We start from the raw sequence: 19,013 nt of genomic DNA on the forward strand, positions 1-19,013 counted from the left end.
CTACCTACCAATTTTTTATCTCTTCCAATACCTTATGAGCCATTTCTTCATTACGGAAAATAAGGAGGATTGTGTCATCATCCGCTAAAATACTAAAAATGTCATCAGAAAAATCTTCTACGATTTGTCGCTTCACAAAAGCTGTGCTTCCAGGGACAAGGCGAAGGTTGATCATATTTCTTAACAACTCAAAGTCTAAAATATTGTTATCCGCTAATTTTAAGCTTGTACTGGCTGATTTTGGTAATTCATAGATATAGGTGTTATCCTTCTGCGGAATTTTGACAATTCCCAGCTCTTTAATGTCTCGTGAAATGGTTGCCTGTGTTGCTGTGATTCCTGACTGTTTCAGATATTCTACAATGGCTTCTTGTGTTCCAACTTCATAATCCGACACAAAACGTCTAATTTTTTCTAATCTTTCTTTTTTATTCATCCTTAAATTCCTTATGTGCTGTTTCCACGACAGTTGTAATCATCGTCTTTACTAGGTTTTCGGGGTGAAACCTTTTTTCTAAATAGGCCAGAAATTCCACGTTCCCATGTCCACCTTGAATAGGGGAGAAATCCAGACCTTTGACAGAGAATCCGGCTTCAACCATAAAGTCCGTTACTTTTTCTAAAACTGCTTGATGCACTTTTTTATCTTTTACAATTCCATTCTTACCAATTTGCTCTCTACCAGCCTCAAACTGCGGTTTAATGAGTGCCACAACTTCCCCATTTTTAGCCAAAATCTTATGCAAAGCTGGTAGAATGAGACGAAGCGAGATAAAACTGACATCAATGGAGGCAAAACTAGGTATCTTCTCAAAATCAGCTGCTTCAGCATAACGAAAGTTAAATTGCTCCATGCTGACCACTCGCTCATCTTGACGGAGTTTCCATGCCAGCTGATTCGTGCCGACATCTACTGCGTAGACTTGCTGCGCACCATTTTGCAGCATAACATCCGTAAAGCCACCTGTCGAGGCTCCAATGTCCAGCGTGACCTGCTCCTCAACTGAAATGTCAAACACCTGCAAAGCCTTTTCTAATTTTAAACCACCACGACTGACATATTTGAGCTTTTCTCCCTTGAGTTTCAACTCCATACTTTCATCAATTTTTTCACCAGGTTTATCAAAACGTTGACCATTGGCAACGGCAACAACTAAACCTGCCATGACCCCTCGTTTAGCTTGTTCTCTCGTTTCAAACAAACCTTGCTTATAAGCTAGAACATCTACTCTTTCCTTCGTCATTAAGCCTCAAACTTTCTATTATTTTTCTGATAGCAGACCCTGAAAAATCTATGTCCATTTCTACCTCTGCTAATAAAATCTCAGCTGCGCTCAACTGTTCTTCAAAGAAATGCTTAGCACCATCCAAGCCCAAGATAGCTGGATAAGTAGCCTTCCCTGCTGCTACATCTTTTTGTGGTGTCTTCCCCAAGTCCTCAAAACTAGCTGTCTCATCTAGAATATCATCTCGCACCTGAAAAGCTAGTCCAAGTAATTGACCCGTTTTTCTTAATTTTTCTTGCTGCGGTTCTGCTAGTTCAGCAATCAAACCAGTTGCAATAAAAGGATAGGTCAGGAGTTTACCAGTTTTGTTAGCATGAATAACCTGTAACTCTTCCAAACTAACGTCACGACCTTCTCCTTGCATATCAAGAACTTGACCTCCAACCATGCCAAAGGTTCCAGCAGCTTGAGATAATTCTGCAATTAAGTTTGCCTTAATCTGACTAGGTAATGCCGCTTCTGCTACTAAGGCATAAGAATCCAAAAAGAGCGAATCCCCTGCTAAAATAGCCATATCCTCTCCAAATTTTTTGTGGCTGGTTAAACGACCACGACGATAATCATCATCATCCATAGCTGGCAAATCGTCATGAATCAAACTTCCAGTATGAATCATCTCAAGCGCTGCGGCCACCTGAAAATGGGCCTCCGTCAATTCCAAACCCATACCTTCTAACAATTCCAAAAGCAGCAGAGGGCGAATCCGCTTGCCGCCTGCATTGATTGAGTAAAGAATCACTTCAATCAAATCAGCCGATACCATCTTTTGAACATAAAAATTCTCAATAGTCCGTCCAATTCTAACCAATTTTTCGTCTTGTTTCATTCCACTTCCGTTTCTGTGCCGTCAGCCTGCATAACCTTGACTAGTGTTTTTTCTGCCTTATCTAAGGTTGCTTGAAGTTCTTTTGAAAGTTGCATTCCTTTTTGAAACTCAGAAATCGCTTCTTCCAAAGAGACATCTCCGTTTTCTAACTTTTGCACAATGACTTCTAAATCAGCTAAATTTTCTTCAAATTTCTTTTCTTTTGACATTTTTTACCTCAACTTCCAGATGACCATCATGCATAACCACACTGACCTTGTCACCCTTTTCTATATCTTTGGTACCTGATACCACCTTGTCGTCTTTTTGAACAATCGCATAGCCACGAGCCACAATTCGACTGGTATCCAACATAAGCAATGCATCAGATAAACGCTTGACTTCTGCTACCTTGTAATCATAAATCACCGCCATATTGCTACGTAAAAGGCGTTCCAACTGGACTGCACGTTCTTGATAAGTCTGAACCATCCTTAAAGGAGATAAAGCCTCCAAACGATGTTCTAAGAGCTTTGCTTGCTGCATCCCTTCACTATAATATTCGCGAATTTGTTGCTTGAGTCGCAAATTTAATTGATCTAATTTTTGAAGATAGCTATCATATAATCGTTCCGGTTGACGAAAAATGACAGACTGGCTCAACTTAACCAATCGCTCACGATTATAGGTAAGACGATTAGACGTAGCAGTAGCCAAACGATTTTGTTGCTGCTGTATGTGGGCTAAGAGATCCAATTTTGTTACAGGTGTTGCTAGTTCTGCAGCGGCAGTTGGCGTTGCGGCGCGTCTATCTGCAACAAAATCTGCCAAAGTCGTATCTGTTTCATGCCCTACACTTGAAATGATTGGAATTTGAGATTCAAAAATGGCACGGACAACAATTTCTTCGTTAAATGACCAAAGATCTTCAATTGATCCACCACCTCGACCGATGATAAGGACATCTAAATCCCTTCGTGTATTAGCACGACGGATACTATCTGCCACCTGAGTAGCAGCTCCTTCTCCCTGTACTTTGGTTGGATAAAGAATAATCTCTACTCCTGGAAAACGACGGCTAACAGTTGTAATAATATCGCGAATCACTGCACCACTAGGACTAGTCACTACCCCAATTTTCTTAGGAAATTGCGGTAAGGTTTGTTTAAATCGAGTCTCAAACAAGCCTTCTTCCCCTAACCGTTTTTTAAGCTGCTCAAACTGAATTGCCAAAGCCCCTACACCATCTGGCTCCGCTTTTTCAATGATAATAGAGTAGGAGCCACTTGGCTCATAAAGCTGAATCCGGCCGACAACATTGATTTTCATGCCTTCTTCCAAGTCAAAACCTAGCTTTTTGTAAACTCCGCCCCAGATTGTTGCCTGAATGACAGCCTTTTCGTCTTTGAGAGAGAAATACTGATGATTCGGACGTTTGCGAAAATTGGAAACTTCTCCTGTCAGATAAACCCGCTCTAAATAAGGATCTTTATCAAACTTTAACTTTAAATATTTAGTCAAGGTCGATACAGATAAATACTCAGCCATTTCTCTCCTTTCTTCCCCTATAGTTCTTCTTCATTTGTAATGTTTATTATACCAAACTATCTATAAAAAATCATTGACAGAATTCATAAAAACTAACACCATTTCTTCATCCACTTAGGAATCTCTTTACTAATTTTTGTTGGCAAGACCACATAAGATTTTTTGCTCAACTCCTCTGCAATCGCCGAATGAAGATAGACAGCGGCAGTTACACGATCTAGTAGAGAGCTCGTTTTAAATTGTCCTGTAAAGCCCGCAATCATACCTGCAAGCGTGTCCCCCATACCGCCTGTTGCTTGATACGGACCTCCGATGGACAGTTGAAAACAGTTCCAATTTCCACTTTGAAAAATAGTCGTTCCATGCTTTTTTTGAACAACGATAGTTTTAACAGGAAAAGCATTAACTGCTTCTTGACTTTTTTCGAGTGTCTGCTCTGTTAGCTTTAATCCACTCAACCGTTCCCATTCTTTTTGATGTGGTGTAAAAATCGTCTGTGCCTTTGGAAATGGCAAAACTTCTTTGCTAAAAAAAGAAATGGCTCCGCCATCCATGATAAAAACTTGACGTTCACTAACAAGATTTATTACCAACTGTAAAGTAGCTTTTTCAAGAGGATTTTCAGCCAAACCTGGACCAATCAATAGCACATCTGCCTTTTGGATCTGTTCTTTCAATAATTTCTCGTCCCGAATATCAAAAGCCATTGCTTCAGGTAATTGTGCATGTAACGATGGGATATTTTCCTTATCTGTTGCCACTGTGACCAAGCCAGCTCCACTATAGATCGCAGCCATTGCTGCCATTATTATTGCGCCACCAAACGGATAAGTACCACCAATCAATAACAGACGACCATACTCTCCCTTGTGACCATTCAGCGCACGTGGTTGAATAACCTTTTTCAATAATGTATAGTCTACCACTTTCATGTTTGCTCCCTTCACTTATGCCAGTAGAGAAGTGACACCCTTGTTTATCTTTATTTTACCATAAACAAAATAGACATGTCTCCAAAATCGAAAACATGTCGCACTCTATTTCTTCAAACTCCGTTTGCAGGCTCTATATGTCTGTTCCATAAGCATAGTAATAGTCATGGGACCAACACCCTTTGGCACAGGAGTAATGAGACTAGCGATTTCTGATACTTCATCAAATTTTACATCGCCAATCAATTTACCATTCTGATCACGGTTCATCCCCACATCAATCACGACTGCACCTTCTTTAACAAAATCTTTCGTCACAAAGTGACCACGACCAATGGCAACAACCAAAATATCAGCTTTTTTTGTTATTTCTGACAAATGATGTGTCCGCGAATGAGTCAAAGTCACTGTGGCATTTTTAGCCAGCAAGAGCTGTGCCATGGGCTTACCCACAATATTACTTCGTCCAATGACCACCGCACGTTTGCCTTCTAAGTCAACACCATATTCATGAAACATTTCCATAATACCAGCAGGTGTTGAGGGAATCATAACAGGATGGCCACTCCAGAGTCGCCCCATATTCATCGGATGAAAGCCATCCACATCTTTATCGGGATCAATCGCTAGCAGCACCGCTTCTTCATCAATGTGTTTGGGAAGAGGCAACTGTACTAAAATGCCGTGCCAGTCTGGATCTTGATTATATTGTTCAATTAAGGTAAGCAATTCCTCTTGTGTCGTCGTTTCTGGCAAACGTACCACTTCACTATGAAGCCCCACTGACAAAGCGGAGCGCTCTTTATTTCGCACATAAATTTGACTAGCTGGGTTATTCCCCACTAAAATCACTACAAGTCCTGGAATCAATCCTGTTTCGTCTTTTAATTTTCTAACCTTTTCTGCTAACTGTATTTGCAATTTTTCTGCCAAAGCCTTGCCATCAATTATCTTTGTCATATCCATCTCATTTCTAATTTCTTCATTCTATTATAACATATAACAAAAAAATGACTGCTTTTTCTTATAAAACGTTATCAATCAAAAGATCGTAGAATTCCTTTCTTCTTTCAGTTTTTAATATTTTATAAAAAATTACAGAAAAAACAGAAAAAAATCAGCCAAAAAACTTAAAATTACCTTAAACCTTAAAACTATTTTAAGGTAACTGCTTTAACATAGAACACGGTACCGATTTAGTTTTAAAATATATAGAAGGGAAGAAAATTATGCAAATAGCCAAGCAGGCTTTGAATTACATCAGTAGAAAAAGAGTTAAAACTCTTCTTGTATTTCTGATACTTACTCTCATTTCAACTGCCTTAACTAGTAGCTTTTCTATTATGGGAACGACTAATAATATCGAAAAGAAAATCTATGACGCATCAAATACTGGCTTTACAATAACTAGCAAAACACTTGAACGACCACTTTCACTAAAAACAGCAGAAAAATTACTTGAGAATAAAAAAATTTCAAAATTCAACTTCAAATACGATGCTTTAGCAAGTTTGACAGATAAAACTATTGTTAAGAAAAAACAAGGTGTCACAAGAGACAATCAAAACCCTGTCCTCAACAATCTGGTTGCTGCATTAGGAACAAGTGATTCTACTCTAGAAACAACCTTTGCAAGTGGTGTTTTCAAACTTGAACAAGGAAAGCCAATTCGTAAAGGCGATAAATCCAAGATTCTCATCCATGAAAAATTAGCTAAAAAGAACCATTTAAAGGTTGGAGATAAACTAAAACTAAAGGGAGCTTCCTTAAAGGATGAGGATGCTAAACAACTCCATGAAGTAGAGTTTGAAATTGCTGGTATCTTCTCTGGAAAAAAAGAAGAGAAACAAACAGGTTTAAGCTCAGATGCGACAGAAAATACTGTCTATATGGACTATGAATCAAGCCAACACTTACAAGGCTACAAACCAGCTGATTATAAATTATCTGCAGCCGTTTATTTCGTATCAAATCCAAATCAAATTGATAAAGTCATCAATACAGTCAAAAAGTCAAAAATTGATTGGAAGCAAACTGATCTTGTTAAAAATTCTAAGGCTTTTGAAGCAGTTTCTTCTTCTGTTACCAGTTTCAAACAGATTATTAATGTTTTAACTTTCAGTATCATTATTGGAAGTATCATCGTTCTTTCCTTGATTCTCATGTTCTGGTTGAGAGAAAGAATTTATGAAATCGGAGTACTATTATCTCTCGGTATTTCAAAAGCGATGATTATCTCTCAATTCATACTAGAACTGGTTATCATATCAGTATTTAGTATGGCACTAGCTTCTATTAGTGGCTCTTATATTTCCACTATGGTATTCAAAGGGTTTATAAAAGGCGGTCAACAACAAGATAGCTCATCCGCTATTTTTGAAAATATCGTTCCGCACTTACATACCTCTACTATTTTGATGACTTATGGAATACTGCTCATCATTATTTTACTTGCAGTAGTAGGTTCATCTTCTATTATCCTACATAAAAAACCAAAAGATATTTTAACCGATATAAGTTAAGGAGACAAAACATGACAATTTTAAAAATGGATTCAGTTAGTTACCAATACAATAGCCTACAAGAAAATGTATTGAATCAGATCACAGCTTCATTTGAAGAAGGAAAATTTTATGCTATTATAGGGAAATCTGGTGCAGGAAAATCAACCTTGCTTTCCCTCCTTGCAGGACTTGATACTCCTACAAAAGGAAAAATCCTCTTTGAAGATCAAGACATTGCTCAAAAAGGCTATAACCATCACAGACGGAAACAAATCTCTCTGGTTTTCCAAAATTATAATTTAATCGATTACTTAACTCCGATGGAGAATGTTCGACTCGTAAATTCTCAAGCAAGTAAAGATAGCTTACTACAACTTGGACTCAACGAAAAAGAAATCCATCGTAACGTATTACGATTATCAGGTGGCCAGCAGCAACGGGTTGCTATTGCACGCGCTCTTGCATCTACAGCACCAATTATCTTAGCAGATGAACCAACTGGGAACTTAGATGAAGGTACTGCCATGGACATCATTGAAGTCCTAATTAAATCAGCTAAACAAAAAAATAAATGTGTGATTGTGGTGACACACAGCAAAGAGTTAGCTAATAAAGCAGACGTCGTCTTAGAGTTAAGCAATAAGAACTTAGTCGAAGTCACTAAGAATTATAAATAAGACCTCCAAGGAGAAGAAATTATATGTTAACGATAAAGAACGCTCTTGCCTATGTATGGCGCAAAAAAATAAAAACACTGATTATCTTTTTAATCCTGTTAGCCATCTCTACTTTAACACTTGGCAGTATTGCTGTTAAAAATGCAACAGACGCTGCTTCAAAAGAAACTTTCAAAAATATCACTAGCAGTTTCTCAATGCAGATTAACCGCGAAGTGAACCAAGGTACACCTCGCGGAGCAGGAAATCTTAAAGGCGAAGATATCGAAGCTGTGGAAAAAGTTAAAGGTATCTCTGGCTACATCAAACGAATGAATGTTGTCGCTGACTTAATTGATCACCAATTGGTTGAATCTGGAGAAACCGACTTTGAAAGCGAAGATAGAAAACAAAAATTCGGCCGTGCCATTATGGCAACAGGTATCAACGATTCATCTAAAGATGATAAATTTACCGCAGAAACCTTCAAACTAGTTGAAGGTAGACATATCAACAAAAATGACAAAAATGTTGCTTTAATTCATAAAGATTTTGCAGAAAAGAACAAACTTAAAGTCGGCGATACGATTAATATAAAATCGAATACTTATGATTATGATAACGTTCGCAAAGCTAATAAAACGACTAAAGTGACAGTTATCGGAATTTTTGACGGGAAAAATAAAGGAGGCGTTTCTAGTCCTCAAGAATTGTATGAAAATACCTTTATCACAGACTTAGAAACGACTAAAACTTTACAAGGTTCAACAGATAAAAACGCTATTTATCAAGATGCTACTTTCTTTGTAAATGGTAGCCAAGATATTGATAAAGTGATGGCGAAAGTAAAAGAAATATCATCTATTGATTGGGAAGCCTACACCCTTGTTAAGAGTACAAGCAACTTCCCAGCACTTCAATCTTCTATTAACGGTATTTATGGCGTTACTGGAAATCTCTTAATCGGAACGCTAATCTTTGGAGCGATTGTTCTTACCCTAGTCTTGTTCTTATGGATCAATGGTCGTAGAAAAGAAATGGGAATCATGCTTTCAATGGGAATTAGCAAAACAAAGATTTTCTTCCAATTTATCACAGAAGTCCTCTTTGTAAGTATATTTAGCTTCATTGGTGCTTACTTTGCAGGTAGTGCTGTCAGCAAGGTGATGGGAAATAGCATTTTAAAACAAGTTACCAGTGGTATTGCTGAAAAACTAGCTCGAGAAGGTAAGAGCGCCAATCTTGGAGGCGGGGCTGAAGTGGATGGCTTTAACAAGACCCTCACTAGCCTCAATGTACATGTATCTCCTGATGATATGACCAAAGTGGTCATCTTTGGACTTGCCATTATCATCGTTTCCGTCCTCATTGCTTCAATCACGCTCCTTAGTAAGCAACCAAAAGACTTACTAATGGGAGATAACAGCAAATAAAATATCAATGAGTTCAGACAAAATCGGTCCGTCAGCTAAGTTGACGGACCGATTTATTTATAGACAGCTGGACTGACTCTCGGATGAAATGACGTGAGGTTCGCTTTGTCGACTTGGTCGATAAAATGAACCGCTTTGGATTGGATCTGTCGACCTAGTCGAAAAGATAAATGACTTTTAGTTTACCACGTCGACCCGGCGGACGAGATGAACTACTTTTGGTTTGCTCCGTCAGCCCGGCGGACAGGATGAAACTGTTTTGATTGGCTCCGTCAGCCCAGCGGATGAGGTTAACTACTGTGGATTTGGCTCGCTTGAGCATTGTTGTTTGTCTTTTTGCTACCAACCCTACTGATTGTTTACTGATTTTTACAGTTCTTTTGATGTGCTTTCAGCTTCTTCATAGCCCAGTCGTAGTGACTGGATGTGCAGCTGACAAAGTAGGAGCCAAGAGTACTCCCACCAACCCATTTATAAACGCTCTTTGAAAACAGCTCTTCATTTGTAAAGGTTTCAGCCAGGGTTAGCACTTTTTCCTGTGATTGATGAAGCAACTTGATTGCTTTTTCTAGCGGTGTCTGTTGATGTTTTTGCCAAAATGCCACATTCATCTCACCATAGCTTCTCCAATTATAAGGTGCTGGCAAAAACGATTTTTCGACACCATTTTGATTGGAATACACCCAATTGAGAAGTAATTGTTGCCACTCATAAAGATGAATGAGAACATCTCTAAGATTTTTATCTCTCTTCCAATGAGCTTCTTTCCGTTTCTCATCTTTTGAAAAATCAAATGTGGTATTCAACTCTTCTTCTGTTAATCGGGAAATCAATGACTGTAGCTTTGCATATTGCTGTGTTGCTGCACTAATCAACTCAGTCTTGCTAGTAGGTCTTACCATGTTGTGTTCTCCTTTTTTAATAAATCATATAACAAATGACCTGACAACCTCTGTCATATTTTTAGTTTTCTCTTTATTTTTGTCTCATTTTTTCTTTGATTTCACATTGGCAGTCGCAATCGCCACAGCGTCCTTTTCCTTTGATGATATGGTGCATAGCTGCACCTGCTAAAACTAAAATGATGATAAATACAATAATCGTGGACATAATTTCTCCTATACTGTTTGATGTGTCAGATTATCTAAAGTGATAACTTCTATTTTTTCTTTACGTGGTTTTCTAAAGATGAAATAGAGACCAACTACTACAACGAATAGAGCAAAAATAGTTCCAGAAGATAATCCTTTTCCATATAGCAACGCTTGACCAAACTGATAAATCACAAGACTGACATTATAAGCCAGTAGCGTTTGGAAAGATATGGCAATCCATGTCCACTTTGCATTGCCCATTTCGCGATGAATCGCACCAATCGCTGCAAAACAAGGGGCACAAAGCAAGTTAAAGACAAGAAATGAATAGGCGGAAAGTGCCGTATAATGCTGTTGGAGATTGTTCCATAGTTCTTTCGTAGTCTCTGTCGCATCAGTCACTTTATACAAAATTCCAAAAGTCGAAATCACCGTCTCTTTAGCTAATAAGCCGGTAATAGCTGCTACAGTTGCTCGCCAATTACCAAATCCAAGAGGAGTAAAGATCCAAGCTAATCCTTTTCCTAAGGTAGCTAGAATACTATTTTCTGTTTCGACCGCCTGTAAGCTAAAGTTATAGGAACTAGCAAACCAGATGAATATATTAGTCACAAAGATAATCGTTCCAGCCCGTTTGATGAAACTCAAAGCCTTCTGTCCCGCATAGCGCAAAACAGTTTTGACTTGTGGCAAGTGATAACTCGGTAGCTCCATGATAAAAGGTGCCACAGCGCCACCGAGAATTGCCGTCTTTTTCAAAGCAATTCCTGATAAGACAATGGCTCCCATTCCGATAAAATAAGCGCTTGGTGCAATCCAAGGATTATTAGGGAAGAACGCTCCAGCAATTAAAGAAATAATTGGTAATTTGGCGGAGCAAGGCATAAATGTTGTTGTCATAATCGTAATCCTACGGTCACGTTCATTTTCAATAGTTCTACTCGCCATAACGCCAGGAACACCACATCCCGTAGAAATCAGCATAGGAATAAAAGATTTCCCAGATAAGCCAAAGCGTCTAAACAGCCGATCCATAACAAAGGCAATCCGGCTCATATAACCAATGTCTTCCAAAATTCCCAAGCAAACAAATAAGACGAAAATCTGCGGAACAAAGCCCAAGACAGCCCCACAACCTGCAACAATCCCATCAACAATCAAAGATTGAAGCCAATCAGATACTGCTAAGTGTTCCAGCAGTGATTTGATACCGTTCGGAATCCATTCTCCAAAGAGGATGTCGTTTGTCCAATCCGTTCCCATCGTTCCAATCGTTTGAATAGAGAGGAAATACACCAACCACATAACAAGCGCAAAGATTGGTAAAGCTAAATAACGATTGGTCACAATACGGTCAATCTTGTCTGACAAACTTAATTTAGTAACATCGGCTTGCAGCGCCATTTTGACCGCTGACTCAATAAACTCATAGCGCGCATTAACAACAATGGTCTCTGCGTCCTCAGTGTAGATTTCCTCCGTAATCCTAATCGCATCTTCAATCTCCGCTTTTTGGAAATCAGACAACACCAGCTGTTCGGATAATTCTTTATCGCGTTCAAAAAACTTAATGGCATAAAAACGAGCCTGTTTTTGAGGTACTGCATTTCCTAAAATGCGGATAATTTCTGACAAAGCCGCTTCAAAATGACTGTCGTAAACAGGATAGAGCGTTTCATCCGTGCGCTCCATTTCTCGTAAGACCTGCTGCATGACTTGGTCAATCCCAGTCTTTTTCAAAGCACTGGTCGCAACGACTGGCACACCTAGCTGATAGCTTAATTTAGTCGTATCGATCCATTTCCCTTGTTTTTCAACGACATCGCTCATATTTAAAGCCAGCACAACCGGAATTCCTGTCTCAATCAATTGCAAGCTCAAGTACAGATTTCGTTCCAAATTGGTTGCGTCAACTACATCCAAAATCCCGTCTGCATTACCGCTTAAAAGATAATTTCTACTAATCACTTCTTCAGAAGTATAAGGCGACAATGAGTAAATTCCCGGTAGATCTTGAATAATAATATCTTTATTTTTACGAAACAGACCACTTTTCTTTTCAACCGTTACTCCAGGCCAATTTCCTACATGCTGTCTACTACCAGTTAATATGTTAAACAAACTAGTCTTTCCACTATTCGGATTTCCCGCAAGCGCTAATTCTTTCATTGTTTTGCTTCCTTTTCACCTTTCACCACACTGATCAAGCTAGCCTCCGACTTTCTTAAGGTCAAGTCATAGCCCCTAAGCTTAATCTCAAGTGGATCACCCAACGGTGCAACTTTTTGTAATTGAACGTTTGTGTTTTTGGTCAACCCCATGTCCATCAACCGTCGTTTTAAAGCACCATCTGCATGAATTGCTTCGATGTATGCCGAATCTCCAACTGCCAACTCAGATAAAGGAAGAGAAGATTTGCTACTGCCCTTTGGCACAACATCCAGCTTTTCCAAAATGGAATTGTCCAAAGCAATCCTCGCAGCTCGAACTAAGAGAATAGCTGTGTCGTTTGTTTTTGAAATGACTTGAATAAAACTGCCTATCTTAATCCCTAGATCAGCTAAATGACGGACACTCGCTTCCTCTAGATCGATTCCGACAATTTCATATTCTGTTACTAATTTTATTTGAAATAAATCCATACTCTCTCCTTTTCATTTTGTCAAGAAATATGCTTACTACCAACATTAGTATACCACTTTTTTCTAAGAATTTCTGACAATTCTAAGATAGATAAGCAAAAATTATTGCAAAATAAATATCCCCTAAGCAGATGCCTAGAGGACATATTTATTAGAGACTAACAAATTTAATATAACAATTCATAGATTTCCATTGCAATCAAATCAATGCTATCAAAAGTATAGGTTTCACGCGCTGCAACATCGCGAAGAGTGAATACTGAGCCATTTTCTTCGTCATAGCTATAAGTTACTTCTGCTACAACAACCCCGTCACGTTCAAAATTACGTTTCAAATTGCCGCCATCTTTTGTCATAGCATCTAAACGATTGATAATTCTTACTAAATGTGATTCCATTTTCCTTCTCCTATTCATTTATACGTTACTATTTTACCACAAATGAAAGATGAAATACCAGCAAAAGACCCATTTTTGGTAAATTTAACACAAAATGAAATACTCAAATATAAAATTCTATCTTTTAACACTTTATTCTTGCAATGTTTTAGAATACTGATATAATGAAAATAAGAAGTTTGACTATTATTGACCAATTGATTTCCGTCAAGCAAATTTTAAAAGAAAGAGGTAGCACATGCTTTGTCAAAACTGTAAAATAAACGAATCAACTATTCACCTTTACACAAATGTGAATGGAAAACAACACCAAGTTGACCTCTGTCAAAATTGTTATCAAATCATGAAAACAGACCCAAATAATGCCTTATTTCGTGGCATGACCAATATGAACAATCAAAATAATTTAGACCCTTTTGATGATTTCTTTAGCAATCTAGGGAATTTTCAAAATCATCAAGAACCGCAGACCCCTCCTACTCAATCAGGTGGCGGATACGGTAACGGAGGCTATGGTTCCAATCAAGGTGGCAGCACGCGCCAACAAGTACCACAACAACCCAAAGGCCTCCTAGAAGAATTTGGTATCAATGTAACTGAATTTGCTCGGCGGGGCGAGATTGACCCTGTAATTGGTCGTGACGAAGAAATTGTGCGCGTCATTGAAATCCTCAATCGTAGAACGAAGAACAATCCTGTCCTCATCGGAGAGCCCGGTGTCGGTAAAACAGCAGTTGTCGAAGGCTTAGCTCAGAAAATTGTAGATGGAGATGTTCCACATAAACTCCAAGGCAAAGAAGTCATTCGTTTAGATGTCGTTAGTTTGGTTCAAGGGACTGGTATCCGTGGTCAATTTGAAGAACGAATGCAAAAACTCATGAACGAAATTCGCTCTCGACAAGATGTTATATTATTCATTGATGAAATTCACGAAATTGTTGGAGCTGGTTCTGCTGGCGATGGAAATATGGATGCTGGAAACATCCTAAAACCAGCACTTGCTCGCGGTGAACTCCAATTAGTCGGTGCCACAACTCTCAATGAATACCGGATTATCGAAAAAGATGCTGCACTGGAACGCCGTATGCAGCCTGTAAAAGTTGATGAACCAACAGTTGAAGAAACGATCACTATCCTCAAAGGTATTCAAAAGAAATACGAAGACTATCACCACGTCAAATACACAGACGATGCCATTGAAGCAGCAGCTGTCTTGTCCAATCGTTATATCCAAGATCGCTTCTTGCCTGATAAGGCCATTGACTTGCTAGATGAAGCAGGCTCTAAGATGAATCTGACACTTAACTTTGTCGATCCAAAAGTCATTGATCAACGATTGGTAGAAGCTGAAAATCTCAAGGCACAAGCTACTCGTGATGAAGATTTTGAAAAAGCTGCTTATTTCCGTGACCAAATTGCCAAATACAAAGAAATGCAGCAAAATAAAATGGCTGATCAAGATACGCCTCTTATCAGTGAAAAAACCATTGAACATATCATTGAGCAAAAGACAAATATTCCAGTTGGCGACTTGAAAGAAAAGGAACAATCACAATTGATTAGTCTGGCTGATGATTTGAAAGCTCATGTCATTGGTCAAGATGATGCTGTTGATAAAATTGCGAAGGCCATTCGCCGTAATCGAGTTGGACTAGGTACACCAGACCGACCAATTGGTTCTTTCCTTTTTGTTGGGCCAACCGGTGTCGGCAAAACAGAACTTTCTAAACAACTAGCGATTGAGCTCTTTGGTTCAGCTGACAGCATGATTCGTTTTGATATGAGTGAGTATATGGAAAAACATAGCGTAGCAAAACTCGTCGGAGCGCCTCCAGGTTACGTTGGCTACGAAGAAGCTGGACAATTAACAGAACGTGTACGTCGTAATCCTTATTCTCTCATTTTACTTGATGAAATAGAAAAAGCTCACCCAGATGTCATGCATATGTTCTTACAAGTACTGGATGACGGACGTCTGACAGATGGACAAGGTCGGACAGTCAGTTTCAAAGATACGATTATCATTATGACTTCCAACGCCGGTACCGGAAAAGTTGAAGCAAACGTCGGATTTGGTGCAGCGCGTGAAGGACGAACCAATTCTGTTATCGGTGAATTAGGAAACTTCTTCAGTCCAGAATTTATGAATCGTTTCGATGGTATTATTGAGTTCAAATCTCTTAGCAAGGAAAATCTCCTACAAATCGTAGATTTGATGCTTGAAGATGTGAATAAACGCTTAGATGTAAATGGTATTCACCTAGACGTAACAGACAAAGTCAAGGAAAAATTAGTTAATCTTGGTTACGATCCAAAAATGGGAGCTCGTCCACTTCGTCGGACAATCCAAGATCACATCGAGGATGCTATCACCGACTACTATCTTGAACATCCAAGCGAAAAAGAGCTCAAAGCTGTCATGACGAGCAATGGCAAGATTGTTATCAAGTCGTCCAAAAAGTCTGAAAACGAGACCGAAAAAGAAATTAAAACAACAGCAGACGACACTGCTAACTAACTATGAAAATCACTCCTTAGAAGTTTCTCTAGGGAGTAATTTTTCGTTACTGAACTCTATATCTCAAAATTGTCTTCAGCTTTTGTGGAGTTGTTCGATTTTTGTTGTTCAAATATATTTCACGATGATATGACGTACAACGTTTTAACCCATTTTCTTGACAGAAAGCATCCATTTTCGCAAAAGTTTGCGGTTCATCATCAAAAGGTCCTACATGAAGCATTGCAATACTATTTCCTTCATCCATTCGTTCAAAGCGAATTTCATCATAGTGTAAATTTGGTTTTTTCACTTTTACTTTTGCAAGAGCTTTTTCAACCATTTCTCTGGTAATAAACTCCGGCTGTGCAATCATAATGGTATAAACCAAGTCATCTTTTACTAAAACTTCTGCTTCTTTTTGCCGCCAAATCCCTTCCAGCGGATAGACTGTAAAATCTGTCACTTCTAGCTCTGGATTGGATTTTTTATAATCCATTTTAACTGCATAAGCAAGAGAGTACAGAGCCGAAACCCGCTCAGAGAAATCAGAGCTATTTGGATTGCCTTCTCCGTCAATCATAATGAAAGCCTGCTCCGGAACCGTCACTAGCGTCGGACTTACCTTCACACCATATATAGCTTTTTCAGCCTTTCTCCATTCATATTTCATTTGTTTACCCCTTTCGTTTTTCTATCATAATCATAACAAAGTAAACTTGTCAGTTTCTGTCAACTTTTATATTTTTGGGAAATTTCGTTTAATTTTTTTGCTAAATTCTGTCGCACTTCAGGCGGTTCTAACACTTCCACTCCATCCAAAAAGGATAAAAGATAAGCATAAAGACTGTCATGATTCGGAAATTCTGCTTCTACAAGTAAATTTCCTACCACATCTGTCGAAATCAAACCAGAAAATTCTTCATAGACACGAAAAGCTCGATGTTTTTCAAATTTCAATTGTAGCCGAATTGTTTCCTTTTGGCTTTCTTTACTTTGAAAGTCAGCTTGTCTTAACTCTCGGTCAAATATTTCAGTTGATAGCTGGCAGTGATTGATTCGACTTAGTTTGAATAACCGATAATCCTGTTTTCTCCGACAAAATCCATATAAATACCAATCTTGACTTTTAAAAATCAATTGCATAGACTCAACCCATCTGCTCATCTCTTCACCCTGTTGATTCAAGTAGTCAAACTGAAGAAGCCGCCTCTGAAAGATTCCTCTCTTAATCTGCTCAAACGTTTCTTGATGGTATTTTTACCCACGCCAATCTGTAAAATCAATTTGTAGCCAGTTATCCATTTTAATTTGAAACAAAGCCTGCAGCCTTTCTAATACTTGATGTTCTTCTCGTAAAGCTTGTAAGCCTTGTACAGATAAAACCAATTCTTCTTACTCCTGAGCCGATAGTAAACTTTTATCCAGTACAAATGAATCCAGTAAAAATACCACCGCCTTTCCCCGGATTACAATAAATAGGGATACCTACACTGCTTAACCGATCCACATCACGATAAATAGTACGAATCGACACCTCAAACTTCTCAGCCAATGCTGGTGCTATAGCATGCCCATTTCCCAGTAGATAATAAATGATACCTAGTAATCTTCCTTGAGTCATGTTCTCACCTCTCTATAATTATACCACTATAACTTGCCAAATCTTGTCTCGTTTTAATACCAAGTGATTGAACAAAAAGAAATCTTATTAAACCCTTGACAGTAATCACTTCATCCTTTATGATAATAGTAAACTAGTCACAAAAGAGGAACAAATATGACAGTCGCAACTTTTGGAGAAAAGAAAGAAAGCGTTCAATATGTAAACCGCTATGGTGTTTACGCAGTTATTCCAGATGCTAAAAAAGAAAAAATCATCTTAGTGCAAGCACCAAATGGAGCTTGGTTTTTACCAGGTGGTGAAATCGAAGAAGGTGAAAACCATCGAACCGCACTTGAACGCGAATTGATTGAAGAACTTGGCTTCACAGCTGAAATCGAGCAATATTACGGACAAGCAGATGAATACTTCTACTCTCGCCATCGTGATACCCACTTTTACAATCCTGCCTACATTTACGAAGTGAGCCATTATGAGCAATCACAGGCACCTTTAGAGGATTTTAATCAGCTTGCTTGGTTTCCAATCGAAGAAGCTATTTCCAAACTAAAACGCGGAAGCCATAAATGGGGAATTGAAATGTGGAAAAAGAGTCATAAAGTCTGAGAAATTGTTCACATTTCTTATGGAAAAGTGCTATAATAGGGTTAGCATATAGGAGGAAATCATTATGAAGCTTATCAATACAACCAATAGCCACGCGAATCTTGTCCAAAGCCAGTTAGAAAGCACAGATGCCACTTTAGTTGAAACTTTTTCTGCTGGAAATACAGATGTTGTTTTTACGCAGGCTCCACTTCATTATGAAATCCTGATTTCAAATAAACACCGCGCTATTCGCGAACAAGAAGTTGAAAAAATTCGAGAATTTTTCCTAAAACGAAAAATTGATACAAAATTGATTGATGCATCTCAAATTAAAACACTCTACTCTACTAACTTGATTGAAATTTCTATTCCAACAAAATAAGCCCTTGTGGGCTTATTTTTTATCTTGCATTTCGCGCTTAAGAAATCACCCCAAAAGTTAGATAGAAAAATCTAACTTTTAAGACGATTTTTATTTAACCAAACCGCTTTTCTCTAACTATGACTTAAATCTTTTACTTCCATAACGTGCTACGAGATAAATAATTAAAGCAGAGTATATACAAATAAACATGACTAGAAACACAGAAAAAGAAACAATAGATACTCACTTTGCTAGTTGATAAAAAATTCTAAATGGTAGGCTAAAAGAACCTGTTCAATCTCCAATTGCCATTCTGCTAAAGACCTAACAATCGGGTGCTCAATGTCAAACATTGCATTTAGAACAAAGATTCAAGTTTCAATAGTTTCTCGGATGGCTAAAATTGCTGGATTGTTATGCTCATCGGCGCTCTCCATATTTTTACAAAGCGGCGTCCAAAGATGAATCCCCTTTGCCTCCAAGCGTTCTTTCAATTCTTTACTTAGGTATCCCAAATCTCCTAAAACGCAAGAATAAGGGACACGGTCTCCAGCAATTCTTCTGCTACCTGAATAGGCAAGGGTAACCAGATAATCCAAAATATAGCCCGACTCTGTCACCGCCAAATGCACTTTCAAACCG

The 19,013-nt window shown here is 38.4% G+C and carries 23 protein-coding genes; 6 read left to right on the forward strand and 17 right to left on the reverse strand.

Going from position 1 to position 19,013, the window contains the following annotated elements; translation table 11 throughout:
• Positions 1-4: 4 nt before the first annotated feature.
• The 7 genes from HMPREF2542_RS06535 to HMPREF2542_RS06565 all read right to left on the reverse strand — a co-directional run bounded on the left by HMPREF2542_RS06535 (position 5) and on the right by HMPREF2542_RS06565 (position 5,531).
• Positions 5-436: an arginine repressor gene (locus HMPREF2542_RS06535; RefSeq protein ID WP_058669755.1), complete on the reverse strand. Its 432-nt coding sequence runs from the start codon at positions 434-436 to the stop codon at positions 5-7.
• On the reverse strand, positions 429-1,244 hold the full coding sequence (locus HMPREF2542_RS06540) for a TlyA family RNA methyltransferase (RefSeq protein ID WP_039677314.1): 816 nt from the start codon (positions 1,242-1,244) through the stop codon (positions 429-431). The genes HMPREF2542_RS06535 and HMPREF2542_RS06540 overlap by 8 nt, the downstream gene beginning before the upstream one ends.
• Positions 1,210-2,112, reverse strand: a complete 903-nt coding sequence (locus tag HMPREF2542_RS06545) for a polyprenyl synthetase family protein (protein ID WP_058669756.1) — start codon at positions 2,110-2,112, stop codon at positions 1,210-1,212. Before HMPREF2542_RS06545 ends, HMPREF2542_RS06540 begins: the two co-directional genes overlap by 35 nt.
• Positions 2,109-2,321, reverse strand: a complete 213-nt coding sequence (locus tag HMPREF2542_RS06550) for an exodeoxyribonuclease VII small subunit (RefSeq protein WP_058669757.1) — start codon at positions 2,319-2,321, stop codon at positions 2,109-2,111. Before HMPREF2542_RS06550 ends, HMPREF2542_RS06545 begins: the two co-directional genes overlap by 4 nt.
• A complete protein-coding gene (xseA, locus tag HMPREF2542_RS06555; protein ID WP_058669758.1) occupies positions 2,299-3,639 on the reverse strand; it encodes an exodeoxyribonuclease VII large subunit in 1,341 nt (446 codons plus the stop codon). Before xseA ends, HMPREF2542_RS06550 begins: the two co-directional genes overlap by 23 nt.
• Before the next feature lie 92 nt (positions 3,640-3,731).
• Positions 3,732-4,571, reverse strand: coding sequence for an NAD(P)H-hydrate dehydratase (locus HMPREF2542_RS06560; protein WP_058669759.1), 840 nt, complete (start codon positions 4,569-4,571; stop codon positions 3,732-3,734).
• A gap of 105 nt (positions 4,572-4,676) precedes the next feature.
• Positions 4,677-5,531 (reverse strand): bifunctional methylenetetrahydrofolate dehydrogenase/methenyltetrahydrofolate cyclohydrolase, encoded by an 855-nt coding sequence (locus tag HMPREF2542_RS06565; protein ID WP_058669760.1) that lies wholly within the window; start codon positions 5,529-5,531, stop codon positions 4,677-4,679.
• Between the two features lie 269 nt (positions 5,532-5,800).
• Here HMPREF2542_RS06565 and HMPREF2542_RS06570 point away from each other — a divergent pair, with 269 nt between their 5' ends.
• From HMPREF2542_RS06570 to HMPREF2542_RS06580, 3 genes are read left to right on the forward strand one after another with little or no spacing between them, the layout of a single operon-like run.
• The gene (locus HMPREF2542_RS06570) at positions 5,801-7,093 is read left to right on the forward strand and encodes an ABC transporter permease (RefSeq protein WP_058669761.1); all 1,293 of its coding nucleotides are present in this window, start codon (positions 5,801-5,803) and stop codon (positions 7,091-7,093) included.
• A gap of 11 nt (positions 7,094-7,104) precedes the next feature.
• Positions 7,105-7,752 (forward strand): ABC transporter ATP-binding protein, encoded by a 648-nt coding sequence (locus tag HMPREF2542_RS06575; RefSeq protein ID WP_003071962.1) that lies wholly within the window; start codon positions 7,105-7,107, stop codon positions 7,750-7,752.
• Between the two features lie 23 nt (positions 7,753-7,775).
• Positions 7,776-9,164, forward strand: coding sequence for an ABC transporter permease (locus HMPREF2542_RS06580; RefSeq protein WP_003068202.1), 1,389 nt, complete (start codon positions 7,776-7,778; stop codon positions 9,162-9,164).
• Between the two features lie 359 nt (positions 9,165-9,523).
• Here HMPREF2542_RS06580 and HMPREF2542_RS06585 read toward each other — a convergent pair whose 3' ends face one another.
• From HMPREF2542_RS06585 to HMPREF2542_RS06600, 5 genes are all read right to left on the reverse strand, one after another.
• The gene (locus HMPREF2542_RS06585; protein WP_003036027.1) at positions 9,524-10,066 is read right to left on the reverse strand and encodes a ClbS/DfsB family four-helix bundle protein; all 543 of its coding nucleotides are present in this window, start codon (positions 10,064-10,066) and stop codon (positions 9,524-9,526) included.
• 73 nt (positions 10,067-10,139) lie between these two features.
• Complete coding sequence (locus tag HMPREF2542_RS09585) at positions 10,140-10,274, reverse strand: FeoB-associated Cys-rich membrane protein (RefSeq protein ID WP_003023693.1); 135 nt, start codon at positions 10,272-10,274, stop codon at positions 10,140-10,142.
• A gap of 8 nt (positions 10,275-10,282) precedes the next feature.
• The gene (gene feoB, locus HMPREF2542_RS06590; protein ID WP_058669762.1) at positions 10,283-12,427 is read right to left on the reverse strand and encodes a ferrous iron transport protein B; all 2,145 of its coding nucleotides are present in this window, start codon (positions 12,425-12,427) and stop codon (positions 10,283-10,285) included.
• Positions 12,424-12,900, reverse strand: a complete 477-nt coding sequence (locus tag HMPREF2542_RS06595) for a FeoA family protein (protein ID WP_058669763.1) — start codon at positions 12,898-12,900, stop codon at positions 12,424-12,426. The genes feoB and HMPREF2542_RS06595 overlap by 4 nt, the downstream gene beginning before the upstream one ends.
• Positions 12,901-13,067: 167 nt before the next feature.
• On the reverse strand, positions 13,068-13,298 hold the full coding sequence (locus HMPREF2542_RS06600) for a DUF1797 family protein (protein ID WP_006267994.1): 231 nt from the start codon (positions 13,296-13,298) through the stop codon (positions 13,068-13,070).
• A gap of 238 nt (positions 13,299-13,536) precedes the next feature.
• On the opposite strand from HMPREF2542_RS06600, the gene HMPREF2542_RS06605 reads away from it, so the two are divergent.
• Positions 13,537-15,816, forward strand: coding sequence for an ATP-dependent Clp protease ATP-binding subunit (locus tag HMPREF2542_RS06605; RefSeq protein WP_070484602.1), 2,280 nt, complete (start codon positions 13,537-13,539; stop codon positions 15,814-15,816).
• A gap of 46 nt (positions 15,817-15,862) precedes the next feature.
• On the opposite strand, the gene HMPREF2542_RS06610 is transcribed toward HMPREF2542_RS06605, so the two are convergent.
• From HMPREF2542_RS06610 to HMPREF2542_RS10160, 4 genes are all read right to left on the reverse strand, one after another.
• Positions 15,863-16,468 (reverse strand): GyrI-like domain-containing protein, encoded by a 606-nt coding sequence (locus HMPREF2542_RS06610; RefSeq protein WP_058669765.1) that lies wholly within the window; start codon positions 16,466-16,468, stop codon positions 15,863-15,865.
• A 59-nt stretch (positions 16,469-16,527) separates the two neighbouring features.
• Complete coding sequence (locus HMPREF2542_RS10150; RefSeq protein WP_261674385.1) at positions 16,528-16,983, reverse strand: helix-turn-helix transcriptional regulator; 456 nt, start codon at positions 16,981-16,983, stop codon at positions 16,528-16,530.
• 72 nt (positions 16,984-17,055) lie between these two features.
• Positions 17,056-17,184 (reverse strand): hypothetical protein, encoded by a 129-nt coding sequence (locus HMPREF2542_RS10155; protein WP_261674386.1) that lies wholly within the window; start codon positions 17,182-17,184, stop codon positions 17,056-17,058.
• A gap of 31 nt (positions 17,185-17,215) precedes the next feature.
• Positions 17,216-17,419: a helix-turn-helix transcriptional regulator gene (locus tag HMPREF2542_RS10160; protein WP_049481400.1), complete on the reverse strand. Its 204-nt coding sequence runs from the start codon at positions 17,417-17,419 to the stop codon at positions 17,216-17,218.
• Between the two features lie 156 nt (positions 17,420-17,575).
• Here HMPREF2542_RS10160 and HMPREF2542_RS06625 point away from each other — a divergent pair, with 156 nt between their 5' ends.
• Positions 17,576-18,025, forward strand: a complete 450-nt coding sequence (locus HMPREF2542_RS06625; protein ID WP_003068183.1) for an NUDIX hydrolase — start codon at positions 17,576-17,578, stop codon at positions 18,023-18,025.
• Positions 18,026-18,089: 64 nt separating this feature from the next.
• On the forward strand, positions 18,090-18,389 hold the full coding sequence (locus tag HMPREF2542_RS06630) for a DUF1827 family protein (RefSeq protein ID WP_058669766.1): 300 nt from the start codon (positions 18,090-18,092) through the stop codon (positions 18,387-18,389).
• 353 nt (positions 18,390-18,742) lie between these two features.
• On the opposite strand, the gene HMPREF2542_RS06635 is transcribed toward HMPREF2542_RS06630, so the two are convergent.
• Positions 18,743-19,013 (reverse strand): transposase (locus tag HMPREF2542_RS06635; RefSeq protein ID WP_148129468.1); only part of this gene is annotated, 271 nt, incomplete at its 5' end.

This window comes from Streptococcus sp. HMSC034B05 (assembly GCF_001809055.1).
GTDB lineage: Bacteria > Bacillota > Bacilli > Lactobacillales > Streptococcaceae > Streptococcus > Streptococcus constellatus.